This is a genomic window from Kitasatospora sp. NPDC056446, assembly GCF_042796115.1.
Lineage (GTDB): Bacteria > Actinomycetota > Actinomycetes > Streptomycetales > Streptomycetaceae > Kitasatospora.
The window spans coordinates 18657-43535 of record NZ_JBHTRF010000032.1; the positions used below are offsets into that span (position 1 = coordinate 18657).

At 71.0% G+C, this 24879-nt stretch carries 26 protein-coding genes; 1 reads left to right on the forward strand and 25 read right to left on the reverse strand.

The annotated features are described in order from the left end of the window. Window positions 1–22 precede the first annotated feature (22 nt). From ACFQ6N_RS20990 to ACFQ6N_RS21005, 4 genes are all read right to left on the reverse strand, one after another. Window positions 23–346, reverse strand: coding sequence for an STAS domain-containing protein (locus tag ACFQ6N_RS20990; RefSeq protein WP_380650907.1), 324 nt, complete (start codon window positions 344–346; stop codon window positions 23–25). Between the two features lie 354 nt (window positions 347–700). Then, a complete protein-coding gene (locus ACFQ6N_RS20995; RefSeq protein WP_380650909.1) occupies window positions 701–1570 on the reverse strand; it encodes a 3-hydroxyacyl-CoA dehydrogenase family protein in 870 nt (289 codons plus the stop codon). Window positions 1571–1749: 179 nt separating this feature from the next. Next, the gene (locus ACFQ6N_RS21000) at window positions 1750–2400 is read right to left on the reverse strand and encodes a response regulator (protein WP_380650911.1); all 651 of its coding nucleotides are present in this window, start codon (window positions 2398–2400) and stop codon (window positions 1750–1752) included. Beyond that, window positions 2397–3599, reverse strand: a complete 1203-nt coding sequence (locus tag ACFQ6N_RS21005) for a sensor histidine kinase (RefSeq protein ID WP_380650913.1) — start codon at window positions 3597–3599, stop codon at window positions 2397–2399. Before ACFQ6N_RS21005 ends, ACFQ6N_RS21000 begins: the two co-directional genes overlap by 4 nt. 155 nt (window positions 3600–3754) lie before the next feature. Between ACFQ6N_RS21005 and ACFQ6N_RS21010 the strand changes: the two genes are divergently transcribed. Continuing rightward, window positions 3755–4369 (forward strand): hypothetical protein, encoded by a 615-nt coding sequence (locus tag ACFQ6N_RS21010; protein ID WP_380650915.1) that lies wholly within the window; start codon window positions 3755–3757, stop codon window positions 4367–4369. Window positions 4370–4384: 15 nt separating this feature from the next. Here the strand turns inward: ACFQ6N_RS21010 and ACFQ6N_RS21015 are convergent, their stop codons facing one another. From ACFQ6N_RS21015 to rho, 21 genes are all read right to left on the reverse strand, one after another. Then, a complete protein-coding gene (locus ACFQ6N_RS21015) occupies window positions 4385–4957 on the reverse strand; it encodes a cob(I)yrinic acid a,c-diamide adenosyltransferase (RefSeq protein ID WP_380650917.1) in 573 nt (190 codons plus the stop codon). A gap of 191 nt (window positions 4958–5148) precedes the next feature. Further along, window positions 5149–5649: a DUF2550 domain-containing protein gene (locus ACFQ6N_RS21020; RefSeq protein WP_380650919.1), complete on the reverse strand. Its 501-nt coding sequence runs from the start codon at window positions 5647–5649 to the stop codon at window positions 5149–5151. Between the two features lie 149 nt (window positions 5650–5798). Then, the gene (locus tag ACFQ6N_RS21025) at window positions 5799–6182 is read right to left on the reverse strand and encodes a F0F1 ATP synthase subunit epsilon (protein WP_350504372.1); all 384 of its coding nucleotides are present in this window, start codon (window positions 6180–6182) and stop codon (window positions 5799–5801) included. Between the two features lie 186 nt (window positions 6183–6368). Continuing rightward, window positions 6369–7814 carry a F0F1 ATP synthase subunit beta gene (gene atpD / locus ACFQ6N_RS21030; protein WP_380650921.1) on the reverse strand — a complete coding sequence of 482 codons (1446 nt, stop codon included), beginning with the start codon at window positions 7812–7814 and terminating at the stop codon, window positions 6369–6371. A gap of 2 nt (window positions 7815–7816) precedes the next feature. Then, window positions 7817–8731: a F0F1 ATP synthase subunit gamma gene (locus tag ACFQ6N_RS21035; RefSeq protein ID WP_380650923.1), complete on the reverse strand. Its 915-nt coding sequence runs from the start codon at window positions 8729–8731 to the stop codon at window positions 7817–7819. 32 nt (window positions 8732–8763) lie between these two features. Further along, window positions 8764–10338: a F0F1 ATP synthase subunit alpha gene (gene atpA / locus ACFQ6N_RS21040; protein ID WP_380650925.1), complete on the reverse strand. Its 1575-nt coding sequence runs from the start codon at window positions 10336–10338 to the stop codon at window positions 8764–8766. A 151-nt stretch (window positions 10339–10489) separates the two neighbouring features. Further along, window positions 10490–11305: a F0F1 ATP synthase subunit delta gene (locus ACFQ6N_RS21045; protein WP_380650927.1), complete on the reverse strand. Its 816-nt coding sequence runs from the start codon at window positions 11303–11305 to the stop codon at window positions 10490–10492. Next, the gene (locus tag ACFQ6N_RS21050) at window positions 11302–11856 is read right to left on the reverse strand and encodes a F0F1 ATP synthase subunit B (protein WP_380651051.1); all 555 of its coding nucleotides are present in this window, start codon (window positions 11854–11856) and stop codon (window positions 11302–11304) included. Before ACFQ6N_RS21050 ends, ACFQ6N_RS21045 begins: the two co-directional genes overlap by 4 nt. A gap of 41 nt (window positions 11857–11897) precedes the next feature. Then, the gene (atpE, locus tag ACFQ6N_RS21055) at window positions 11898–12137 is read right to left on the reverse strand and encodes an ATP synthase F0 subunit C (protein WP_030057531.1); all 240 of its coding nucleotides are present in this window, start codon (window positions 12135–12137) and stop codon (window positions 11898–11900) included. 94 nt (window positions 12138–12231) lie between these two features. After that, complete coding sequence (gene atpB, locus ACFQ6N_RS21060) at window positions 12232–13044, reverse strand: F0F1 ATP synthase subunit A (protein ID WP_380650930.1); 813 nt, start codon at window positions 13042–13044, stop codon at window positions 12232–12234. Window positions 13045–13329: 285 nt separating this feature from the next. Next, window positions 13330–13773, reverse strand: a complete 444-nt coding sequence (locus ACFQ6N_RS21065; protein ID WP_380650932.1) for a hypothetical protein — start codon at window positions 13771–13773, stop codon at window positions 13330–13332. 295 nt (window positions 13774–14068) lie between these two features. Continuing rightward, complete coding sequence (locus tag ACFQ6N_RS21070; RefSeq protein ID WP_380650935.1) at window positions 14069–15349, reverse strand: MraY family glycosyltransferase; 1281 nt, start codon at window positions 15347–15349, stop codon at window positions 14069–14071. 173 nt (window positions 15350–15522) lie between these two features. After that, window positions 15523–16803: a serine hydroxymethyltransferase gene (glyA, locus tag ACFQ6N_RS21075; protein ID WP_380650938.1), complete on the reverse strand. Its 1281-nt coding sequence runs from the start codon at window positions 16801–16803 to the stop codon at window positions 15523–15525. Window positions 16804–16960: 157 nt separating this feature from the next. Next, window positions 16961–17602, reverse strand: a complete 642-nt coding sequence (locus ACFQ6N_RS21080; RefSeq protein ID WP_380651054.1) for a protein-tyrosine-phosphatase — start codon at window positions 17600–17602, stop codon at window positions 16961–16963. 32 nt (window positions 17603–17634) lie between these two features. Beyond that, the gene (locus ACFQ6N_RS21085; RefSeq protein ID WP_380650941.1) at window positions 17635–18282 is read right to left on the reverse strand and encodes an L-threonylcarbamoyladenylate synthase; all 648 of its coding nucleotides are present in this window, start codon (window positions 18280–18282) and stop codon (window positions 17635–17637) included. 46 nt (window positions 18283–18328) lie between these two features. Continuing rightward, complete coding sequence (locus tag ACFQ6N_RS21090) at window positions 18329–18457, reverse strand: hypothetical protein (RefSeq protein WP_380650943.1); 129 nt, start codon at window positions 18455–18457, stop codon at window positions 18329–18331. Continuing rightward, a complete protein-coding gene (gene prmC / locus ACFQ6N_RS21095; RefSeq protein WP_380650946.1) occupies window positions 18454–19320 on the reverse strand; it encodes a peptide chain release factor N(5)-glutamine methyltransferase in 867 nt (288 codons plus the stop codon). Before prmC ends, ACFQ6N_RS21090 begins: the two co-directional genes overlap by 4 nt. Before the next feature lie 63 nt (window positions 19321–19383). Then, window positions 19384–20460, reverse strand: a complete 1077-nt coding sequence (prfA, locus tag ACFQ6N_RS21100; protein WP_380650949.1) for a peptide chain release factor 1 — start codon at window positions 20458–20460, stop codon at window positions 19384–19386. Window positions 20461–20640: 180 nt separating this feature from the next. Then, the gene (gene rpmE / locus ACFQ6N_RS21105; protein ID WP_030057539.1) at window positions 20641–20862 is read right to left on the reverse strand and encodes a 50S ribosomal protein L31; all 222 of its coding nucleotides are present in this window, start codon (window positions 20860–20862) and stop codon (window positions 20641–20643) included. A 137-nt stretch (window positions 20863–20999) separates the two neighbouring features. Further along, window positions 21000–22136 (reverse strand): LCP family protein, encoded by a 1137-nt coding sequence (locus ACFQ6N_RS21110; protein ID WP_380650952.1) that lies wholly within the window; start codon window positions 22134–22136, stop codon window positions 21000–21002. Window positions 22137–22275: 139 nt separating this feature from the next. Continuing rightward, window positions 22276–24435, reverse strand: a complete 2160-nt coding sequence (gene rho, locus ACFQ6N_RS21115; RefSeq protein ID WP_380650955.1) for a transcription termination factor Rho — start codon at window positions 24433–24435, stop codon at window positions 22276–22278. Window positions 24436–24879: the final 444 nt, after the last annotated feature.

A 24879-nucleotide genomic window follows, 5' to 3' on the forward strand; every position in this document is an offset into this window, starting at 1 on the left:
GGAGAGCGCCGGCGAGGGGGGCTTAGAGGACGGCGCCCTGGGCCTCGACCACGACGCCCTCGACCGCGAGGATGCGGTGCAGCTTGGTGGCCACCAGCAGTCGCTGGAGCTGGGCCGGGACGGAGCGCAGCACCAGCCGGCGGCCGATCCGGCCGGCCCTGCGGTGGGTGCCCATGATCACGCCGAGGCCGGTGGCGTCCCAGAACTCCAGCCGGGCGAGGTCGAGCACGAGGTCCCCGAGGCCGCCGTCCACGGCCTGGTGCAGCTGGGACCGCGCGTCGGCGGCGGTGCGCACGTCGAGGCGGCCTTCGATGGCCAGCGCCGTGTGGTCGCCGGTGATGCGCATGCTCTCCTCCTTCGCCTGGACGGCCTGGTGCGGGACGGGTCCGCCCCGGCCGTACCGGGTGCGGGAGCGGGGTGTGCGGCCGGGCGGGCAGCGGCCCCACGCCCGGACCCGGTCGGAATGCCGGGTTCCCTCATCTGACGGTGAACCCGCTCCGCAGGTTGCTGGTTCCGGCCGGATCTGAAGCAACTTCACTCGTCCGAGGGAATATACGCAGGTGGTCTCCACACCTACGCTCGATTCCCGCCCAAATCACCCGTCTGCGGCACCCGGCGTGAGGAAACTCACCCGGCCCCGCGGGGCGGGCCGTACGATGCTCCGATCGCACGGCCCGTCGGGCCGTCAGGCCCGGTCGGCTCACTTGCCTTCGTACGGGTAGAAGCCCCGGCCGCTCTTGCGGCCCAGGTCTCCGGCGGTGACCATCCGGGCCATGATCTCCGGGGCGGCGAACTTCTCGTCCTTGGTCTCGGTGTAGATGTTCTGGGCGGCGTGCAGCAGGATGTCGACGCCGGTCAGGTCGGCGGTCTGCAGCGGGCCCATCGCGTGGCCGAAGCCGAGCCGGCAGGCGGTGTCGATGTCCTCGGCGGTGGCGACGCCCGACTCGTACAGCTTGGCGGCCTCGACGACCAGCGCGGTGATCAGGCGGGTGGTGACGAAGCCGGCCACATCGCGGTTGACCACCACGACCTCCTTGCCGACGCCCTCGGCGTAGGCGCGGACGGTGGCCAGCGTCTCGTCGCTGGTCTTGTAGCCGCGGACCAGCTCGACCAGCTTCATCATCGGGACGGGCGAGAAGAAGTGGACGCCGACGACCGACTCGGGGCGCCGGGTGGCGGCGGCGATCCGGGTGATCGGGATGGCGGAGGTGTTGGAGGCCAGCACGGCGCCGTCCTTGGCGAGCTTGTCGAGCTCGCGGAAGACGCCCTCCTTGACCTCCAGCTGCTCGAACACGGCCTCGACCACGATGTCGGCCTCGGCGACGGCGCCCAGGTCGGTGGTGGTGGTGATCCGGGCCAGCGCGGCCTCGGCGTCCTCGGCGCTCAGCTTCCCCTTGGCGACGAACTTGTCGTACGAGGCGCGGATGCCCGCGAGGCCGCGCTGCAGCGCCTCCTCGGTGACGTCCCGCAGCACCACCGGGTGGCCGGCCTGCGCGGACACCTGGGCGATTCCGGCGCCCATCAGGCCGGCACCGATGACGGCGATCTGCTTGCTGGACGCGTTGCTCATGGCTGGGTCTCCCGATGCCGTCGCCGCCTCGCGGGCGGGCCCTGAAGGCGGCTCAGGGCAGGGATCACCGCCATGGAGCCGCATCGCTCGTTTCCGGGACTCTAATGCCGGAATCCCCCGGGCAATAGCGATCGGGAGTGTGATCTGCAACCGACCTTGTCAGTCGCCCAAGTAGTAGATCAGATGGTCAGACCGAGGTCCTGGGCCAGGATCGCCGCCTGCACCCTGCTGCGCAGCCGCAGCTTCGCCAGGATCCGGCTGACGTGCGTCTTCGTGGTCGCCTCCGCCATCGCCAGCCGGGACGCGATCTCCCCGTTGGACAGCCCCGCCCCGAGGCAGGCCAGCACCTCCCGCTCACGGACGGTCAGCCCGGCCACCGCCTCCCTGGCCTCCGGGCCGACCTGCCGCTCCGGGCGGGCGAAGGTCCCGATCAGCCGCCTGGTCACCGAGGGCGCCAGCATGCCGTCCCCGCGCGCCACCGTCCGGATGCCCTCGACCAGGGTGTCCGCCTCCAGGTCCTTGAGCAGGAACCCGGCCGCGCCGGCCCGCAGCGCGCCGTAGACGTACTCGTCCAGGTCGAAGGTGGTCAGCACCAGCACCTGGGCGGCCCCGGCGGCCACCACCTCACGGGTCGCCGAGACGCCGTCCAGCCGGGGCATCTGCACGTCCATCAGGACCACGTCCGGCCGCAGCTCCAGCGCCATCCGGACGGCCTCCTCACCGTCGGCGGCCTGCCCGACCACGTCGAAATCCGGCTCGGCACGCAGGATCATCACCAGCGCCGCCCGTACCGCCGCCTGGTCCTCCGCCACCAGCACCCGGATCGTCATGCCCGCCCCTCGCTCTCCCGCACCCGCGGCAGCACCGCGCGCACGCTCCAGTACCCGTCCTTCGGCCCGGCCTCGAAGGTGCCGCCGAGCAGTCCGGCCCGCTCCCCCATGCCCACCAGTCCGGCCCGGGCGCCGGGCAGGCCGCGGCCCGGCTCGGCGCGGTACGGGCTGTCGACGGTGATCCGCAGGTCCTCCGGGCCGAACTCCAGCCGCAGCCGCACCAGTCCGGGCCCGGCGTGCTTGAGCGCGTTGGTCAGCGACTCCTGGACGATCCGGTACGCGGCCAGGCCGACCGGCACCGGCACCTCCCCGCGCTCGCCGTGCTCGGCCAGCTCGAACTCCAGCCCGACGTCCTGGCCCGCCGCCCGCGCCTTGGCCAGCAGGGCGTCCACCGCGGCGAGGTCGGGCGCCGCGTAGGACTCGTCGACCTCTCCCCCGCCGCTGTCCCTGAGCAGCCCGATCATGCGGCGCATTTCGGCCAATCCCTGGACGCTGTTCTCCCGGATCACCGCCAGCACCTCCACCAGCGGATCGTCCCCGGGCATGCCCCGGCGCTTGGCGACGGACTGCGCGCCGGTGGCGTGGATCGCGATCGCCGACAGGTGGTTGGCCACCACGTCGTGCAACTCCCGTGCCATCCGCGCCCGTTCGGCGCCGATCGCCTCCCGCCGGTCCATCTCCGAGAGCAGCGCGGTCTGTTCGGCCCGCAGCCGCTCGGTCTCCGCCTCCTCCCGGTGCTTGCGCACCACGTCACCGGTCCACACCGGCGCCAGGAAGACCAGCGAGCTGACCACCGCGACCAGCAGCCCGGCCGCGGTGCCGCCGGCGTACCAGGCCAGGCTGGAGAGCACCAGCACGGTCGACCCGCCGGTCAGGTGCAGCACCCGGGACATCCGGCGGCTGCCGTAGATCACCGCCGCGTACAGCAGGTCGGTGTACATGATCAGCGTCGCCAGCAGGCTGCCGGTGAACAGGCTCGCCGCGAAGGCCAGCCCGCCGAGCGTCACCGCGAGCACCGGTCTGCTCCGCCGGCACAGCTCAAGCCCGGCCATCACCAGCATCGGCAGCACGACCGCCCACAGCGGCACGCGGTCGGCGTTCTCGTACACCCGGAAGACGATCAGGACCGTGCCGCCGAGCAGGCCGCACAGGGCGATCAGCCGGTCGAGCCGACGGGGGGAGAGGGACGGAGCGGGCACACCCCCATCCCACCATCCCGACAGACCGCCCGACTCCGGTCCACGGAGGAGCCCGCTACATCGAAAGGTGCAGTCCCGGACGGCACCGGGCGACGACGACACCCGCACCCCCGCCGACCAGGCTGGACATACCGCCGAACGCCCTGGAGCACATCGTGATCGTCACCCTCGTCGTCGCGGCCGAGATCTCCTGGTGGATCGTGCTCGGCCTGGCCCTCTGCGCCCGCTACCTGCTGCGGTGGCGCCGCACCGGCACCGTCCTGCTGCTCGGCCTCCCGGTGGTCGACCTCGTCCTCTACGCGCTCACCGTGCTCGACCTGAGGAACGGCACCGAGGCGAGCTGGACGCACGCCCTCGCCGCGAGCTACGCGGGCTTCTCCGTCGGCTACGGGCCCTCGCTGGTCGCCTGGGCCGACCGCCACTTCCTGCACCGCTTCGCCGGCGGCCCCAAGCCCCTGCCCGCGCCCAAGTACGGCCCGGAACGGACCAGGCACGAGTGGCGGATCGCCGGCCGCACCGTCGTCTCCTCGGCCATCACGCTCACCCTGATCACCCTGCTCGTCCCGCTCTCCGCGGGCTCCGCCCACTACGGCACGTTCCTGCAGTGGTACATCAAGCTGGGCATCGCCGCCGTGGTCAACGTGGTCGTGGCCGGCTGCTACTCGCTGTGGCCCAAGGAGCCGCCGGCCGGCACGGTGGTCGAGGACGGCCGGGCCGTCGGGGCCGACCGGGTGGCCGAGAAGGCCGGGCCCGGTCCTGACCGGTCCTGACCGGCCCTGGCGGTCCTAGCGGTTCTCGCCCGGGACCCAGAGCACGTCGCCGCGCTCCTTGTTGGCCACCCGGGCCAGGATGAACAGCAGGTCGGAGAGCCGGTTGAGGTACTTCGCGGTCAGCGGGTTGACGGTGTCCCCGTGCTCCGCGATCGCCGCCCAGGTGGACCGCTCGGCCCGCCGCACCACCGTGCAGGCCAGGTGCAGGTGGGCCGCGCCGGGCGTGCCACCGGGCAGGATGAAGCTGCGCAGCTTCTCCACCTGCTCCAGGTAGTGGTCGCAGTCCCCCTCCAGCCGGTCGACGTAGGACTGGAGCACCCGCAGCGGCGGGTACTTCGGGTCCTCGACCACCGGGGTGGACAGGTCCGCGCCGACGTCGAACAGGTCGTTCTGGACCCGGACGAGCACCGCCGCCACGTCCTCGGACAGCGCGCCGACCGCCAGCGCCACCCCGATCGCCGCGTTCGCCTCGTTGGTGTCGGCGTAGGCGATCAGCCGGGGATCGGTCTTGGTGGTCCGGCTCATGTCGCCGAGCGCGGTGGTGCCGTCATCGCCGGTACGGGTGTAGATGCGCGTCAGATTGACCATGCGGCCACCCTAGCCGGGGACGTTAAGCCGCGTTAACCCTTCCCCGCCCCGAGGGTCCCGTCGCTACGCGACGTTGACCCTCCCCCAGCCTCCGGCCGGGGGGACCCCCATCCCGAGAGTCTCGTCGCTACGCGACGTTGACCCTCCCCCAGCCTCCGGCCGGGGGCACCCCCACCCCGAGGGTCTCGTCGCTACGCGACGTTGACCCTCTGCCCGGGCGGGGCGGCTTCCAGCCAGGCGAGGAAGCCGGTGAGGGCGTCCTCGCTCATCGCCAGTTCCAGCGGCGTCCCGCTGTGCAGGCAGCGCAGCACCACCGAGCCGGAGAGCAGCGCCAGCTCCTCCTGGCCCTCGGGGTAGCGCCGGCCGAGCACCTCGATCTCCCGGCGCGGCAGCAGCTTGCGCGGACGCGGGGCGTAGGAGAAGACCCGGAACCACTCGATGGAGTCGCCGCTGTAGCGGCCGATACCAAAAACCCACCCCTTGCCGTCGGTCGGGGGGACCGGGGCTGAGGTGGGTTTGCCGTTCTCGTCGAGGTCGGGCTGCGTCGAGGCGTCCGCCGGCATTTTGAGCCGGTAACTGCAGTCGAAGGTGCCGCCGACCCGCTGGATCAGGCGGCGCCGGACGGCGAAGGCCATCAGGCCGATCACACCCAGTGCCACGACCACCGCACACACCACAAGCGCGAGGACCATGCTCACCTACCTCCTCGCTACCCGCGTTCCCCGTAGCGGTCGTATCAAGCGACCGCGCTGACCTACCAACTACGACGACAGTCCCGGGGTCACGCTCACGCGTCCCCGGGACCGTCGGTCGACCCCGCCAAGCCGGGGGTCAGGCACACTCAGGCGTGCGCCTTGAGGCCGCGCGCCGCGAACAGTCGGACCTCGGCGCGACGCTCGGCGTGCGCGTCCAGGTCGGACTGGGCCTGCTCCAGTGCGCGCTCGGCACGCGCGACGTCGATCTCGTCCGCCAGCTCGGCGATCTCCGCGAGCAGAGACAGCTTGTTGTCGGCGAAGGAGATGAAGCCGCCGTGCACCGCGGCGATCACAGTGCCGCCGTCCACCGTGCGGATGGTGACCGGACCGGTCTCCAGCACGCTCAGTACCGGGGTGTGGCCCGGCATGATGCCGGTGTCACCGGAGGCCGTACGGGCGACGACGATGGTGGCCGCACCGGACCACACCTTGCGGTCGGCTGCGACCAGCTCGACGTGCAGCTCAGCCAACGTGGGCTCCTAGGCTCATGCAACCCCCGATTACTCGGGAGTTTCGGTAAGAATAACGGCCCCGCGCCCCCGGCATGAAACCGGCGGCACGGATTTGACCGGAATCACAGCCGATGCGACGCGAGGGGTGGGTCCCAGGGTTGGGTCCCACCCCTCACGGTCACAGTCGGCTGCTACCGGCCGCGATTACTTCTTCGCCAGCTCGGCGGCGTTCTTCTCGAGGTCCTCGATGCCACCGCACATGAAGAAGGCCTGCTCCGGGACGGAGTCGTACTTGCCGTCGGCGATCGAGTTGAAGGCCTCGATGGTCTCCGACAGCGGCACGGTCGAGCCCTCGACACCGGTGAACTGCTTCGCCACGTAGGTGTTCTGCGAGAGGAAGCGCTCGATGCGACGGGCGCGGTGCACCGTGATCTTGTCCTCTTCGGACAGCTCGTCCATACCGAGGATGGCGATGATGTCCTGGAGGTCCTTGTACTTCTGCAGGATCCCCTTGATACGGAGGGCCGTGTCGTAGTGGGTCTGCGCGATGTACCGCGGGTCGAGGATGCGGGACGTGGAGTCCAGCGGGTCGACGGCCGGGTAGATGCCCTTCTCCGAGATCGGGCGCGACAGAACGGTCGTCGCGTCCAGGTGGGCGAAGGTGGTGGCCGGGGCCGGGTCGGTCAGGTCGTCCGCGGGGACGTAGATCGCCTGCATCGAGGTGATCGAGTGACCGCGGGTCGAGGTGATGCGCTCCTGGAGGAGGCCCATCTCGTCGGCCAGGTTCGGCTGGTAGCCCACCGCGGAGGGCATGCGGCCGAGCAGGGTCGACACCTCGGAACCGGCCTGGGTGAACCGGAAGATGTTGTCGATGAAGAGGAGCACGTCCTGCTTCTCGACGTCACGGAAGTACTCCGCCATGGTCAGCGCGGACAGCGCGACGCGCAGACGGGTGCCCGGCGGCTCGTCCATCTGGCCGAAGACCAGCGCGGTCTTGTCCAGAACGCCCGAGTCGACCATCTCGTCGATGAGGTCGTTGCCCTCACGGGTGCGCTCGCCGACGCCGGCGAACACCGACACACCACCGAAGTTCTCGGCGACGCGGTAGATCATCTCCTGGATCAGAACGGTCTTGCCGACACCGGCACCACCGAACAGACCGATCTTGCCACCCGTGACGTACGGGGTGAGAAGGTCGATGACCTTGATGCCGGTCTCGAACATCTCGGTCTTGGACTCGAGGTCCTTGAACGCCGGGGCCTTGCGGTGGATCGGCCACCGGACCTCGACCTGGGACTCGAACTCGTCCTTGTCGACGTTCAGCACGTCACCGAGGGCGTTGAAGACCTTGCCCTTGGTGATCTGGCCGACCGGCACGGAGATGGCCGCGCCGGTGTCGCTGACCTGCGCGCCACGGACCAGGCCGTCGGTCGGCTGCATCGAGATGCCGCGGACCATGCCGTCGCCGAGGTGCTGGGCGACCTCGAGGGTGAGGGTCTTCTTGCCCGTGCCGTCGGGGTTGTCCACCTCGACGTGCAGGGCGTTGAACATGTCCGGAATCGCGTCGACGGGGAACTCCACGTCGACGACCGGGCCGATGACCCGCGCGACGCGGCCCGTCGCCGTGGTCGGCTCAACAGTGGTGGTCATACTCATTCGCTCCCGCGGCTAGCGTCGGCGAGGGCGTTGGCACCGCCGACGATCTCGCTGATTTCCTGGGTGATCTCGGCCTGACGGGCCGAGTTGGCAAGCCGCGTGAGCGACTTGATGAGCTCGCCGGCGTTGTCCGTCGCGCTCTTCATCGCGCGGCGGCGGGCGGCGTGCTCGGAAGCGGCCGACTGCAGCAGCGCGTTGTAGATCCTGCTCTCGACGTACCGCGGCAGCAGTGCGTCGAGGACGCCCTCCGCCGACGGTTCGAAGTCGTACAGCGGGAAGATCTCCGACTTGGCCGGCGTCTCGTCGCTGAGCTGGACCTCGTCCAGCTTCAGCGGCAGCAGCCGCGCGTCCACCGCGTCCTGCGTCAGCATGGACACGAACTTGGTCGAGACCACGTGGAGCTCGTCCACGCCGCCGGTCTCGGCCGTGAAGGCCTCGATCAGCTCGGCCGCCACCGTCTTCGCGTCGCCGTAGGTCGGCTTGTCCGAGAAGCCCGTCCACGAGTTCCCCACCGCCAGGTTGCGGAAGGTGTAGTACGACAGACCCTTCCGACCGACGATGTAGGTCACGACGTCCTTGCCCTCGCCGCGCAGGCGCTCGGAGAGCGCCAGCGAGGCCTTGATGGCGTTGGACGAGTAACCGCCGGCCAGGCCGCGGTCCGCCGTGATCAGCAGGACGGCGGCGCGGGTGGCGTTCGGGTTCTCGGTGGTGAGCGGGTGCTTGGCGTTGGACCGGGTGGCCACCGCCGTCACCGCCCGGGTGAGCTCATCGGCGTACGGAGCGGAGGCCGCCACCGCGCGCTGCGCCTTGCCGATGCGCGCCGCGGAGATCATCTCCATCGCCTTGGTGATCTTCTTCGTCGCGGTGACAGAGCGGATCCGGCGCTTGTAGACCCGAAGCTGTGCTCCCATGGGTCGTTACGTCCTTTCCCTCGCTACCGGACTCAGGCCTGCTCGGAGAGCAGCTTGCCGTCGGCGGTCTGGTACCCCTGCTTGAAGGCCTCGATCGCGCCGGTCAGGGCGTCGATGGTGCCCTCGGCCAGCAGACCGGTCTCGACGATGCCGGCGAGCAGGTCCTTGTGCTGCAGGCGGACGTGGTCGAGGAACTCACGCTCGAAGCGGCGGATCTCGGCGACCGGGACGTCGTCCAGCTTGCCGGTGGTGCCGGCCCAGATGGAGACGACCTGCTCCTCGACCGGGAACGGCTGGTACTGGCCCTGCTTCAGCAGCTCGACCATGCGCGCACCGCGCTCCAGCTGGGCCTTGGAGGCCGCGTCCAGGTCGGAGCCGAAGCCGGCGAAGGCCTCCAGCTCACGGTACTGGGCGAGGTCCAGGCGCAGACGGCCGGCGACCGAGCGCATGGCCTTGATCTGGGCGGAGCCACCGACGCGGGAGACCGAGATACCGACGTTCACGGCCGGGCGGATGCCGGCGTTGAACAGGTCGGACTCCAGGAAGCACTGGCCGTCGGTGATGGAGATGACGTTGGTCGGGATGTACGCCGAGACGTCGTTGGCCTTGGTCTCGATGATCGGCAGACCGGTCATCGAGCCGCCGCCGAGGGCGTCGTTCAGCTTGGCGCAGCGCTCCAGCAGACGGGAGTGCAGGTAGAAGACGTCACCCGGGTAGGCCTCGCGGCCCGGCGGGCGGCGCAGCAGCAGGGAGACGGAACGGTACGCCTCGGCCTGCTTCGACAGGTCGTCGAAGATGATGAGGACGTGCTTGCCGTCGTACATCCACTCCTGGCCGATGGCCGAACCGGTGTACGGGGCGAGGTACTTGAAGCCCGCCGGGTCGGACGCGGGAGCGGCCACGATGGTGGTGTACTCCAGCGCGCCGGCCTCCTCCAGGGCGCCGCGGACGGACGCGATGGTGGAGCCCTTCTGGCCCACGGCGACGTAGATGCAGCGGACCTGCTTCTCCGGGTCGCCCGAGCGCCAGTTGTCGCGCTGGTTGATGATCGTGTCGACGGCCACCGCGGTCTTGCCGGTCTGGCGGTCGCCGATGATCAGCTGGCGCTGGCCGCGGCCGATCGGGGTCATCGCGTCGATGGCCTTGATGCCGGTCTGCAGCGGCTGCTTGACCGACTTGCGGGCCATGACGCCGGGGGCCTGCAGCTCCAGGGCACGACGACCGGTCGAGGCGATGTCGCCGAGGCCGTCGATCGGGTTGCCCAGCGGGTCCACGACGCGGCCGAGGTAGCCGTCGCCGACGGGGACCGAGAGGACCTCGCCGGTGCGGCGCACGGTCTGGCCCTCTTCGATGCCACCGAACTCACCGAGGACGACGACACCGATCTCGCGGGTGTCGAGGTTCAGCGCGAGGCCGAGCGTGCCGTCCTCGAACTTCAGCAGCTCGTTCGCCATGACCGAGGGCAGGCCCTCGACATGCGCGATACCGTCCGCCGCGTCAGTGACCTTGCCGACCTCTTCCACAGAAGCGGCGTCCGGCTGGTACGACTGGACAAAGTCGGCCAGCGCGTCCCGGATCTCCTCCGGACGGATCGTAAGCTCCGCCATCAGGCTTCCCTGCTCTCCTAGTTTGCGATCCTCGGCCCGCCATTGAGGGCCGCAAGTATTCGACTCTCGGCCGGGTCTGTCGAACCGGCCGTACGTTGTGCCGGCTCCTTGGGGAGCCGGTTTCCCGACCGAGGGTCGGATGTGCTGCTGCTCAGCCTTCGAGCGACTGGCGAGCGCCGTCGAGGCGGCTCGACACGGTGCCGTTGATGATCTCGTCGCCGATCTGCACCCGCACGCCGCCGACGACCTCGGGGTCGACGTCGATGTTCAGGTGGACCTGGCGGCCGTACATCCGGGCCAGAGCGCCGGACAGGCGCTCCTTCTGGACGTCCGACAGCGGCACCGCGGTGGTGACCAGGGCCACCATGCGGTCGCGGCGCGCGGCGGCGAGCTTCGAGTAGGACTCCAGGCCCTGCTCCAGGCTACGGCCACGCGGCGCGTTCACGACGGCGGTGACCAGCCGGACGGTGCCGGCGTTGGCGCGACCGCCGAGCAGCTTGCCGATCAGCTCGGCCTTGGCGACGGCACCGGCCTTCGGCTCGGTCAGCGCGGCGCGCAGCTCGTGCGAGCCGCTCACCACCCGGCCGAAGCGGAAGAGCTCGTCCTCGACGTCGTCCAGGGAGCCGGCCTTGTCCGCGGCGATGATCTCCGCGTAGGCGGCGAGCTCCTCGGTCGCGTCCACCAGGTCGCGCGAGCCCGACCAGCGGGAGCGGACCAGACCGGAGACCAGGTCGACGGCCGTGCCGGAGACCTGGCCGGTCAGCAGCGAGGCGACCAGCTGGGCCTTGTCCTGGCCCGACCGGGACGGGTCGGTCAGGACACGGCGCAGCGAGACCTCACGGTCCAGCACGGCCGTGACGGCGGTGAGCTCCTCGGCGAGCTTGGCCGCGTCCACCGAGGTGGAGTCGGTCAGGCTCTCCAGGTTCTGCCGGCCGGCCACGAGGGCCTCACGGCTGGCGCCGATCACTTGGCCGCGCCCTGAGCAACGGCGGCCTTGGCCTCCAGCTCGTCCAGGAAGCGGTCGATCACGCCGCTCTGCCGGGCGTGGTCCTCAAGGGACTCGCCCACGATGCGGGACGCCAGCTGGGTGGCCAGCGAGCCCACGTCCTGACGCAGGGCGGCAGTCGCCTGCTTCTTGTCCGCCTCGATCTGGGCGTGACCGGCCGCGACGATGGCCTCGCGCTGACGCTGGCCCTCCTCGCGCATCTCGGTGAGCTGGGCGGCGCCCTGCTCGCGAGCCTGCTCGACGATGCGGGCAGCCTCGTGGCGTGCCTCGGCGAGCTCGGCGCGGTACTGCTCAAGCACGGCCTGGGCCTCCGCCTGAGCGGCCTCGGCGCGCTCCATCCCGCCCTCGATCGCGTCCCGGCGCTCCGACAGCACCTTCTCGATGCTGGGGAGGAGCTTCTTGCCGAGCAGACCGAAGACGATGAAGAAGCAGAGCAGGCCGATGATGATCTCGGGCCACGCGGGGAGGAGAGGGTTCATCTTCTCCTCGGCCGCGAGCTGGACGATCGCCATGCTCATATCTGGACCTTCCTCAGAAAGGGTCTACGGCCGAATTACTTGCCGGTGCCGAACACGAACGGCATGACGATGCCGATGAGCGCGAGCGCCTCGGTCAGCGCGAAGCCGATGAACATGTTCGAGCGGATCAGACCGGCGGCCTCGGGCTGACGGGCCATCGCCTGGACGCCGTTGCCGAAGATGAGACCGACGCCGATGCCGGGGCCGATCGCGGCGAGGCCGTAGCCGACGGAAGCGATGGAACCGACGACGCCATCAGCAGCGAGCATGGTCATTGCAATTGTCCTTTGCAGGGGGTGGTGAACCGGTGGTGATTGGCCACCGGGCGATCCGGATGGGGTGGTTCATGGGAGGCCGGAGCCTCGGGGCTCAGTGCGCTTCTTCCAGCGCGCCGGCGATGTAGCTGCTGGCCAGCATCACGAAGATGTAGGCCTGCAGGAACTGGACCAGCAGCTCGAAGGCGGTCAGGCCGACGGCGACGATGAACGACGCCGAGCCGTACAGCGCGCCCAGGGTCGGGCTGAGCAGGTACCAGGAGGCGATGGAGAACATCACGATCAGCAGGTGGCCGGCGAACATGTTCGCGAAGGCTCGGACCGCGAGCGTGAAGGGGCGCACGAAGATGTTCGAGAAGAACTCGATCGGCACCAGGATGAACATGACCCAGCCGGGGATGCCCGAGGGCCAGCAGAGGTTCTTCAGACCGCCGACGAAGCCGTGCTTCTTGAAGGTCAGCGTCATGTAGGTGATCCACACGACCGCCGCGAGGCCGGCCGGGAACGCGATCGCCGCCGACACAGGGAACTGTGCGAACGGGATGACCGACATGATGTTCAGCATCCACACGAAGAAGAACATCGAGACCAGCATCGGGACGTACTTCTCGCCCTTTTTGCCGATCGTCTCCAGCACGATGGAACGCTTGACGAAGTCGTAACCGATCTCGCCGACCAGCTGCAGCTTGCCGGGGACCAGGCGCGGCTTCGCGAAGGCGGCCCAGAAGAAGACGACGACCAGCAGCGCGACGATGATCGACAGCAGCATCGGCTTGTTGAACTCGACGCTACCGATCGAGAAGATCGGCTTGAACTGGAACTCGTTCAGCCCCGGGGCCGGGAAGCCGCAGCCAGCGTCCCCGAAGTGGCAACTGCCTGAGGCGAGGGACGTGAGTTCAGCACTCACCACGGACTCCTTCGTCGTGACGCATGGATACGGCAACCTCGGTGTGTCGGCGCGGCCTGCGGCCACGGAGCGGCACTGGAACTTGATGGGTTTCTCGCCGACCCCGCACGGCGGTGCGCTGCACTACTGCGGGATCATCGAAGACTGCGCGGATCCGGGGGGCGATCAGTCCGCTGTGCGGACAGACCTGGCCTCTTCCCGTACTCCGTTGTTGCGACGGACGATAGCAGCCCGTCAGTGCGGCATAAACACCGCCCCCCTCGTTGGGGGGACAGTTGGGGCTCGTCACTGTTGACGCCCCGAGTCGGAGGGCTTGTCGCCCTTCTTTTCCGAGGCGTCGGTGTCGACGTAGAAGGTCTTGGCCTTGAGCGCACCGCGCACCTGGAAGCCCGTCCAGATCAGCGCGCAGCCGAGCAGGGTGAAGGCGAAGGTCTGCCGGTTGAACAGCTCGGTGTTCTTGAAGACGGCCAGGACGATGCCGACCAGCAGGATCTGCGTGGTGTAGACGAGCAGCCCCGCGGCCATCATCATCTGCGGGTTCGACCTGGTCAGCCGGTCGAGCGCGATCTGGCCGAAGCTGAAGAAGGCCATCACGAGCACCGCGCCGAACAGGGCGCCGATCAATCCCTTCCCACCGGCGACGGCGAAGGAGATCGCCATGGCGATGATCCCGGCGACCGCAGTGGGGATCGCGGCGCCCCGGAGGATCCGGGCGTCGGTGGACGGCATGTCGGCAGCTCCGGCGGCATGTCGATGGCGGGGGACGGGCACAGCGGTGGCAGGTGACACCGGACCGAGGCATCGCCATCGGGCCGCCCGCTGGAACGGCGGGCCCGTCGAGGGAGACCGACAGGGACGGAAGTCATCCACCTGTCAGGTCTTTCGGCGTGTTCTCGATACTCGTGAACGGTATCACAAACTATTTGATGAGAGCTTTACCATGAATGTGTGGCACCTGTCACACCAACGGCGCAACGGATCCGCCGTACGGGTGAAGCCATCCGACGGATCGCCAACTCCGTTGTCAGCGACGGCCGCCGGCCGGTCCGTGGTCGGCGCGCTCGTCGGCGGAGTCCCGGCCGGCTTCACCCAGGAGTTGCTTGTCCTTCGCCGACAGTTCGGCCATCGGACCGGAACGCTGCCGGCGGTACCGCGGCGGGACGAAGGACTGCACCGCCCGCGGCGCGCGCGGCCGGAACCGCGGCACCAGCAGCACCACCAGGCCGACCAGGCAGAGCCCGGCGAGCGTCAGGATCACCGTGCGGCCGGTGTTGGTCACCGAGAAGGCCACCGTGCCGAACGCGATCAGCGCGGCCCAGAAGTACATGATCAGCACCGCCCGGCTGTGCGAGTGCCCCACCTGGAGCAGCCGGTGGTGCAGGTGTCGCTTGTCGGCGGCGAACGGCGACTGGCCGGCCCAGGTGCGGCGCACCACCGCGAGCAGCAGGTCGGCCAGCGGCAGCGCGATGACCGTCAGCGGCAGCAGCAGCGGGATGTAGATCGGCACCAGGGCGTGCACGGTGGCGGTCTGCGAACCGGTCTCGTTGTTGAGCAGGTCCGGGTCGACCCGGCCGGTGATGGAGATCGCGGCCACGGCCAGCATCAGGCCCAGCATCATCGAGCCGGAGTCGCCCATGAAGATCCGCGCGGGGTGCATGTTGTGCGCCAGGAAGCCCAGGCACATGCCGATCAGCAGCACGCTGAACAGCACGGCGGGGGCCGCGTCGGTGATCGTGTAGCCGTACCAGAGCCGGTAGCTGTACAGGAAGAAGGCCATCGCCGCGATGCAGACCATGCCGCCGGCCAGGCCGTCCAGGCCGTCGATGAAGTTCACCGCGTTGACCATGACGACGACCAGGGTGACCGAGATGACCATGCCCTGGGTCGGGCTCACCACGACCGTGCCGTAGCCGGGCACCGGGAGGGTGATCACCGTGACGCCCTGCCAGACCATCACACCGGCGGCGATCATCTGGCCGCCGAGCTTCACCAGCGCGTCCACGCCCCACTTGTCGTCGAGCACCCCGAGCAGCCACATGATCCCGGCACCGGACAGCAGCGCGCGGATGTCGGTGCCCTGGCTGAACACCTTGCTCAGGTTGTCGAGTTGGGAGGCGACCAGGATGCCCGCGCAGAGCCCGCCGAACATCGCGATGCCGCCGAGCCGCGGGGTGGGCTCGCGGTGCACGTCGCGGGCGCGCACCGGCGGCATCGCGCCGGCCGCGATGGCGAACTTCCGGACCGGGCCGGTCAGAAGGTAGGTGACGGCGGCGGTGCAGAACAGCACCAGCAGATACTCACGCACCACTGGCCTCCTGCATCACTGTCGAACGGGGGGGTACCGAAGGTACTCCCCTGCCTTCCCGGGGTTCGAGGTGCGTCGCCACGGCACACACCTTATTGAGTCGGACGCCGTGGACGTGCATCGCGGTTCGCCCTCCCGGGTAGGAGATCCGGATACCCGGGGGCGGACCGCCGTCAGGACCGGCCGGCGAAGGCCCGCGCCAGCTCCCGGACCCGCTCCCCGACCGGGGCCACGGCGCCCCCGGACAGCACCCGCGCGAGCAGCCCGGCGATCTCGGCCAGCTCCGCCCCGCCCATCCCCTGGCTGGTCACCGTGCCGGTCCCGAGCCGGATCCCGGAGGCCTCGGCGGCCGGCGCCGGGTCGTACGGCAGCGCGCACTTGCCGAGCAGCAGCCCGGCCGCCGCGCAGCGGCGCTCCGCCTCGGCGCCGGTCACGCCCAGCGGGCTCACGTCGGCCGTCACCAGGTGGGTGTCGGTACCGCCCGTCAGGGGGCGCATTCCGGCCTCTGCGAGCCCTGCGGCCAGCACCCGCGCTCCGGACACCGTCCGCTCCGCGTACGCCCGGTAGCCGGGCGTCGAGGCCTCCGCGAGGGCGACCGCCTTCCCGGCCACCTCGTTCATCGCCGCGCCGCCCTGGCTGAACGGGAACACCGCGCGGTCGATCCGCTCGGCCAGTTGCGCGGTGGACAGCAGCAGGCCGCCGCGCGGGCCGCGCAGCAGCTTGTGGGTGGCCGCCACGGTGACGTCCGCGTACGGCACCGGGGAGGGCGCGACGCCGGCCGCGACCAGACCGGTGGTCTGCGCGGCGGAGGCGATCAGATAGGCGTCCACCTCGTCGGCGATCTCCCGGAAGGCCGCCCAGTCCGGGTGCCGGGGGTAGGAGATCGAGCCCGCCACGATGGCCTTCGGACGGTGCAGCCGGGCCAGTTCGCGCACCTGGTCGAGGTCGATCAGCCCGTCGTCCGGGCGCACGCCGTAGCCGGTGAAGGAGAACCAGCGGCCGGAGAAGTTGGCGCGCGAGCCGCAGCTGAGGTGGCCGCCGTGCTCCAGCGACATCGCCAGCACCCCGTCACCGGGCTTCAGCAGTGCCGCGTACGCCGCCAGCATCGCCGAAGTCACCGACCGGGGCTGGACGTTGGCGTGCGGGGCGGCGAACAGGGAGCGGGCCCGGTCGACCGCCAGCAGTTCGGCGGCGTCCGCCAGCGCGCAGCCGGTGTGGTGGCGGCGGCCGGGGTAGCCCTCGGCGTACTTGTCGATCAGCGGGCCGGTGAGGGCCGCCAGGACCGCCGGGGTGGTGAGGTTCTCCCCCGCCAGCAGCTGGATCGTTTCGGCACGCCGCTCGGCCTCCGCGGCCAGCAGGTCGGCCAACTGCGGATCCGCCCGGAAGAGCGCCTCGGACGCCCACGGGCGCCCCGTCGTCTCGGTCGGGCCGGTCGCGGCATCGGTGACGGTCATGGCGGGGCTCCCGGGCGCTGCGGGTGGCGGCTCCTCCCGGCCGGAGACCGGGGGAGGTGGATCCCAGCCTAGGACCGCCGCCGCCGCCCGGCCCGCCGGGACGCGGCCGTTCGGCCGTCGGCACCACCGCCCGGCCGTCGGCGCGGGCGTCCGGCCGTCAGCGCCCCGCCTGCACGCCCGTGAGCGCGGTGACCACCGGGTCGACCGCGTGGAATATCTCCTCACCACAGTTGCGGAACATGCCGATCGGCGCCCCGTACGGGTCGTCCACCTCGTCCGACTCCGGCGAGGCCGCCAGCAGCCAGCCGCGCAGCGCGGCGGCCGCCCGGACCAGCGCGCGGGCCCGCTCGGTGACGTCGGCGCCGCGCCGGGGGTCGGGCAGCGTGCCCGGGTCGATCGTCCGCACCAGCCGGGTGAACTCCTTCAGCGTGAAGGTGCGCAGCCCCGCCTCGTGGCCCATCGAGATCACCTGGGCGCGGTGGTCCAGGGTCGCGGTGAGCACCAGATCCGCCTCGACCACGTGCTCGTCCAGCAGCTCGCGCCCGGTGAAGCCGCCGCTGTCGGCGCCGTACTCGTCGAGCACCGTCGCGGCGTGGTCCTCCATCGGCGCGCCCACGTGGCCCCAGGTCCCGGCGCTCTCGACCAGGATCCGCCCGGCCACCCGGGGGCTCAGCCGGGCGTCCAGCTCACGCCGGGTGAGCCGCTCGGCGATCGGCGAGCGGCAGATGTTCCCGGTGCACACGAACAGGATCCGGAAGTGGTCCAGCGGCCTGGGGCCCACGCTCAGGTACGGCGCTATGCCGGGACCGGCATGGCGCGAAACGGTGGGCGTCAACTGCCGGCCTCCAGGTCGGGGACGACCTCCCTCAGCTGCTCGACGCTGATCGCGCCCGCCCGCAGCAGGACCGGGACCTTGCCGGTGACGTCGACGATGGACGAGGCCGCGGAGTGGTCCGCCACCCCGCCGTCCAGGTAGACCGAGACCGCGTCGCCGAGCTGCGCCTGCGCCTCGTCACAGCTCAGCGGGGACTGCCCGCCGATGCGGTTGGCGCTGGAGACGGCCATCGGACCGGTGGCGTTCAGCAGCTCGATGGCGACCGGGTGCAGCGGCATCCGGACCGCGACGGTGCCGCGGGTCTCGCCGAGGTCCCAGCGCAGCGACGGCTGGTGCCGGGCGACCAGGGTGAGCCCGCCGGGCCAGAACGCGTCGACCAGTTCCCAGGCCTGCTCGGAGAAGTCGGTGACCAGGCCGTGCAGAGTGGTCGGCGAGCCGACCAGCACCGGGGACGGGGTGTTGCGGCCGCGGCCGCGGGCGGCCATCAGCTCGCCGACGGCCTCCGGGGAGAAGGCGTCCGCGCCGACCCCGTACAGGGTGTCGGTGGGCAGCACGACGAGTTCGCCGCGGCGGACGGCCGAGGCGGCCTCACGCAGACCGGTGGCACGGTCCCCGGCATCGGCACAGTCGTAGCGGCGGCTCATCGGTGCGGTCCCCTTCCGAAGTGGCTCATGGCAGTCACAGCGGTCGTCACGGCGCGGCCCGGCGGGCGGCCGTGCCGCGCTCGATGGTCACGACCCCGCCCTGCGGGCGGTCGTACGGTGCTCGGTCCTTCACGACCCGACCCTCCGGGCCGTGGTACAGTGCCAGATCCTTCACGACCCGACCCTCCGGGCGGTCGTGAAGCGCGGCCGGTTGTTCAGGTCGCGGTGGTCGGCGGTGTCCGTCCAGCCGCGTTCCTCGTTGAAGATCCACGGCACCTGGCCGCCCTGCTGGTCGGCGTGCTCGATGACCACCGCGCCGCCCGGGCGCAGCAGCCGGGCGGCCACCCGCTCGATGCCGCGGATGGTGTCGAGGCCGTCCTCGCCGGAGAACAGCGACATCTGCGGGTCGTGGTCGCGGGCCTCCGGCGCGACGTACTCCCACTCGGTGAGCGGGATGTACGGCGGGTTGGAGATGACCAGGTCGAAGCGGCCGTCCCAGGAGTGGTCGCCCTCGAAGGCCTTGGTGGCGTCCCCGGCGTGCAGGGTGACCCGGGCGCGGTCCGGGCTGGCCTCGATGTTGCGCCGGGTGTACTCCAGCGCGCCCTCGTCCAGCTCGAAGGCGTGGACGGTCGAGCGCGGCAGCTCCTGGGCGAGGGCGAGGGCGATCGCGCCGGAGCCGGAGCACAGGTCCACCACCAGCGGTTCGGCGACGTCCATGTCGCGTACGGCGTCTATGGCCCACTCGACGACCGACTCGGTCTCCGGCCGGGGCACGAACACCCCGGGGCCGACCGCCAGTTCGAGGTAGCGGAAGAACGCCCGCCCGGTGATGTGCTGGAGCGGCTCACGCGCCTCGCGGCGCGAGACCGCCTCCCAGTAGCGGGCGTCGAAGTCGGCGTCCTTCACCGTGTGCAGCTGGCTGCGCTTGACGTTGTGGACGTACGCGGCGAGCTCCTCGGCGTCGAAGCGCGGCGACGGCACTCCGGCCGCGGCCAACCGCTGGGTGGCCTGGGCCACCTCGGCGAGCAGCAGGTTCATCCGTACGACCTCTTGTTTCTGCGCTCCGGCTTCGGACCGCGCGTGGGCTGGGGCGCGCCGGTCTCAGTTCTCTTGGGCCGCGGCGAGCTTGACCGCCGCGTCCTTGTCCACGCAGGACTGGATCACCGCGTTCAGGTCACCGTCCAGGACCTGGTCCAGGTTGTACGACTTGAACCCCGTGCGGTGGTCCGAGATGCGGTTCTCGGGGTAGTTGTACGTCCGGATCCGCTCGGAGCGGTCCACCGTGCGGACCTGGCTGCGGCGCGCGTCCGAGGCCTCGCGCTCGGCCTCCTCCTGCGCGGCGGCCAGCAGCCGCGAACGCAGGATGCGCATCGCCTGCTCCTTGTTCTGCAGCTGGCTCTTCTCGTTCTGGCAGGACGCCACGATACCGGTCGGCAGGTGGGTGATCCGGACCGCGGAGTCGGTGGTGTTGACCGACTGGCCGCCGGGGCCGGAGGAGCGGTAGACGTCGATGCGCAGGTCGTTGGCGAGGATCTCGACCTCGACCTCCTCCGCCTCGGGGGTGACCAGCACGCCCGCCGCGGAGGTGTGGATGCGGCCCTGGGACTCGGTGGCGGGGACGCGCTGCACGCGGTGCACGCCGCCCTCGTACTTCAGCCGGGCCCAGACGCCCTGCCCGGGCTCGGTGCTGCCCTTGGTCTTCACGGCCACCGAGACGTCCTTGTAGCCGCCGAGATCCGACTCGTTGGCGTCGATGAGCTCGGTCTTCCAGCCGACCCGCTCGGCGAAGCGCAGGTACATCCGGAGCAGGTCGCCGGCGAACAGCGCGGACTCCTCGCCGCCCTCGCCCGCCTTGATCTCCAGGATGACGTCCTTGTCGTCATTGGGGTCGCGCGGGACCAGCAGCAGCCGCAGCTCCTCGGTCAGCTCGTCGCGACGCGCCTCGGAGTCCTTCACCTCGGCGAGGAACTCCGGCTCCTCGGCGGCGAGTTCGCGCGCGGCCTCGATGTCCTCGCCGGCCTGCCGCCACTGCCGGTAGACCCGCGTGATCGGGGTCAGCTCCGCGTAGCGCTTGGCCAGCTTGCGGGCGTTGTTCTGGTCGGCGTGGACGGACGGGTCGGCCAGCCTCGCCTCGAGGTCGGCGTGCTCGACGAGGAGCTCTTCGACTGCCTCGAACATGGGGTGGCCTTCTTCCCGGGGGCTGGAACGTGTGAGGGGGTGCGGAACGGGTGGGACTCGCGGTGTGCCGGGCCGGTGGTGCTCCGGGGGCGGAACGCGCGGGGGGACGCGAACGGCGCCGGCCCCCTGGCGCCCCCGACAACGAGTACGGGGGCGCCGGGAACCGGCGCCGAGGGAGCGCTAGGCCTTCGCGCTGTGCTGCTTGCCGAAGCGGGCCTCGAAGCGGGCCACGCGGCCACCGGTGTCGAGGATCTTCTGCTTGCCGGTGTAGAACGGGTGGCACTGCGAGCAGACCTCGGCGCGGATCTCGCCACTGGTCTCGGTCGAGCGGGTCGTGAACTCGGCGCCGCAGGTGCAGGTCACACGGGTGACCACGTACTCGGGGTGAACGTTGGGCTTCAAGGCTTCTCCTAGGTTCCGGGAGGGCACCGGGTCGGCGGCTGGAGCGCCGCACGTGAACCGGGACCGACGGACCAGTCTGCCAGGACCGGCCGCATCTTCCCAAACCGGGTTCCGTTCCGGGATATTCCGGGCGCCGCTCAGCGGACGGCGCCGGCCTTCGGGGTCGGCTTCCCGGTGACCTTCGCGGAGTCCTTCGCGGGGGCCGTCGAGGCGGCCGTGGGGGCCGCCTGGGCGGGATTCTCGGGCTGTGCCGACACAACCGTCTGCGGGAACGCCTGGTCGGCCTTGAGGGCCGCCCAGACCTGGTCGGCCTGCGGCTGCTGCTCGACCACCCGGTTCGGGTCGCTGGGGGCGGTCTCCACCGGCAGGGTGACCATGCTCAGCTGGTCGGGGCCTATCCCCTTCAGCTCCTGGACGAGCCCGACCAGGGAGTTCACCGAGCCGAGCGCGGAGTCGGTGGTGATGCTCTTGGTCACGGTGTCGCCGATCGACCACAGCTTGACCGGGTCGGTGAACATCCCGGCCCCGCCGGCCTGCTTGAGCAGCGACTTCACCATCTGCTTCTGGAGCTCGATCCGGCCGAGGTCGCTGCCGTCGCCGACGCCGTGCCGGGTGCGGACGAAGGCCAGGGCCTGCTGGCCGTCCAGGTGGTGCTCCCCGGCCGGCAGGTCGAGCCCGCTGTCCTTGTCGTGGATGGCCACCGTGGTGGTCACGGTGGCCCCGCCTATCGCGTCCACGACCCGGGCGAAGCCCGCGAAGTCGATCTGCAGGTAGTGGTCCATCCGCAGCCCGGTGAGCTGCTCGGTGGTCTTGACGGCGCAGGCCGCGCCGCCGGTCTCGAAGGCGCTGTTGTACATGGCGCGCTTGACGCCGGCCACGGTCCGGCCGCTCGCGTCGGTGCAGTCGGGGCGGGCGACCAGGGTGTCGCGCGGGATCGAGACGATCTGCGCCTTCGAGTGGTCCTGGTTGACGTGCACCACCATCGCGGTGTCCGAGCGGGCGGTGTCGCCGGTGTTCCCGCCGGCCAGGTCGCCGTTCTCGCCGCTGCGCGAGTCGGAGCCCAGCACCAGGATGTTGAAGGAGCCGTCGGTGGCGGCCGGCGGCCGGGCGGTGCCCAGCCGGCCGTCGATGTCGACGCTCTTGATGTTGCCGTTGAGCTTCACGTACGCGAAGCCGGCCGCGCCGGCGCCGAGGACGACGAGCGCGGCGAACGCGCAGGCGGCCGTCCGCAGGATCTTGCGGCGGCGACTCAGGACCCTCTTGTGCTCGGCCATACGGTCCAGAGTAAATCGGACAAGATGATCCAAACGCCCTCAACTTGTCCCGACTCTGGAACAAAGCGCTCCGGACGCGCGGAACCCCGGACCGCTCGCGCGATCCGGGGTTCCGTGCGTGACAACCGTCCGGCTACGGTCAGTCGTTGGAGCCGGGGGTGGTCTTGGCGATCTGCATCAGGAACTCGGCGTTGCTCTTGGTCTGCTTCATCTTGTCCAGGAGCAGCTCGATCGCCTGCTGCGAGTCGAGCGCGTGCAGCACCCGGCGCAGCTTCCAGACGATGGCCAACTCCTCGCTGCCGAGCAGGATCTCCTCCTTGCGGGTGCTGGAGGCGTCCACGTCGACGGCCGGGAAGATGCGCTTGTCCGAGAGCTTCCGGTCGAGCTTGAGCTCCATGTTGCCGGTGCCCTTGAACTCCTCGAAGATCACCTCGTCCATCCGCGAGCCGGTCTCGACCAGCGCGGTGGCCAGGATGGTCAGCGAGCCGCCGTTCTCGATGTTGCGCGCGGCACCGAAGAACTTCTTCGGCGGGTAGAGCGCGGTCGAGTCGACACCACCGGACAGGATGCGGCCGGAGGCCGGCGCCGCCAGGTTGTAGGCGCGGCCCAGGCGGGTGATCGAGTCCAGCAGGATGACCACGTCGTGGCCCAGCTCCACCAGGCGCTTGGCGCGCTCGATGGCCAGCTCGGCGACGGTGGTGTGGTCCTCGGCCGGGCGGTCGAAGGTCGAGGAGATGACCTCGCCCTTCACCGACCGCTGCATGTCGGTGACCTCTTCCGGACGCTCGTCGACCAGGACGACCATCAGGTGGCACTCGGGGTTGTTGTGGGTGATCGCGTTGGCGACCGCCTGCAGCACCATGGTCTTGCCGGTCTTCGGCGGCGCGACGATCAGACCGCGCTGGCCCTTGCCGATCGGCGACACGAGGTCGATGATCCGGGTGGTCAGCACGCCCGGGTCGGTCTCCAGGCGCAGCCGCTCCTGCGGGTAGAGCGGGGTGAGCTTGTTGAACTCGGGGCGGCCGCGACCGCTCTCCGGGTCCATGCCGTTGACGGAGTCCAGCCGCACCATGGCGTTGAACTTCTCGCGGCGCTCGCCGTCACGCGGCTGGCGCACCGCGCCGGTGATGGCGTCACCCTTGCGCAGGCCGTTCTTGCGGACCTGGGCGAGCGAGACGTAGACGTCGTTCTGGCCCGGCAGGTAGCCGGAGGTGCGCACGAACGCGTAGTTGTCGAGGATGTCGAGGATGCCCGCGACGGGGATCAGGACGTCGTCCTCGCCGATCGGCGTCTCGACCGGGCCGGCCTCGAAGCCGTCACGGCCGCGACGGCCCCGACGGTCGCGGTAACGGCCGCGACGGCCGCGACGGCCCTCGCCGAACTCGTCGTCGTCGTAGCCGCCCTGCTGCGCCTGCGGCTGCTGCTGGGCCTGCGGGGCCTGGCGGTTCTGCTGCTCGCCCTGGCCGCCCTGCTGCTGGCCCTGCTGGCCCTGGCGCTCGGTGCGCTCGGGGCGGTCGGTCCGCTCGCGGCGGTTGCGGCGGTCGCGACGCGACTCGCGGCCGTCGGCGTCCTGGGCGTCGCCGCCCTCCTGGCGCTCGGCACGCTCGGCACGCTCGGGGCGGTCGGCGCGCTCGGTGCGCTCGGGGCGGTCACCGGTGTCGCGGCGCTCGCGCCGCTCACGGCGGTCGCGGCGGCTCTCGCGGCCGTCCTCGCGGTCGAAGCCGCGGGTCTCGGCCTGGCGGGCCTCGGCCTGCTTCGGCTCGGCGACCACGGTGCCGGCGGTCTCGGCCGCGGCCTCGGCGGCCGGGGCGGCGACCGGGGCGGTGGGCGCGCCGGCGGCCGAGGTGGCCCGACGGCGGGTGCGCTCGGTACGGGCGGGCGCGGCGGTCTCGGCGGCGGCCTGGACCGGGATCTCGATCTGGGCCTGCGGCTCGGTCTCGGCCGGGGCCTCGGCGGCCGTCTTGGCGGCGGCCTTGGTACGGCGGGCCGGCTTCTCGGCCGGGGCCTCGGCGTCCGCCTTGGCGGCGGTGCGCTTGGCGGCGGCCGGGGCGCCACCGGCGGCGAGCAGCGGGTCCCCGCCGCTCTTCTCCTTGATGGTCTCGATCAGCTGGCTCTTGCGCATGCGTCCGGTACCGGTGATGCCAAGGTCCCCGGCGAGCTTCTGCAGCTCGGCCAGGACCATGCCGTCCAGGCCCGCGGCGGCGCTGCGGCGGCGCCGTGCCGGGGCGGCGGGGGCGGTGGCCGCGTCCGACGCCTCGGCGTCCGGGCGCGCGCCCATCAGATCGGTGGAGTCGCTCACTAAGGGTCCTTCCCTGGAGCGGACGTCGGCCTGTCTGGCTCGGCGACCGGTTGTGCTGTCCTGACCGACGCTCGACTGCGTCGGTCCGAGGCGGTGGTCCCTCGAATGGCGGGAGCCCGTCGAGGGAGAGCTGCGAGGTGCGGTGCTTGGGGCGCGGTGGTGCTGAGTCGGCGCGTGGGCCGGTCGTATGTCGACCTCCCCTGAGGGCGTAACCCCCACGCTGCCTGCGAATCCCGGGCCCCCGTCGCGTGACGGTGGCCCGCGCTCCGCCCGTCCTGGCCTCCGGGTTGGGAGGCTGCGGGTGGGAATCAGGTGCCGTCACGGCTTCGGGATGCGGCCGCGTGTCGCGCAGGCAGGCTGCGTACGCGCTGCGGTGGGCTCCCGGAGAATCGTCGCCCCGTAAATCGCCGGGACTCCACGGCAGTGGAGCGCTGGGATCGGGAC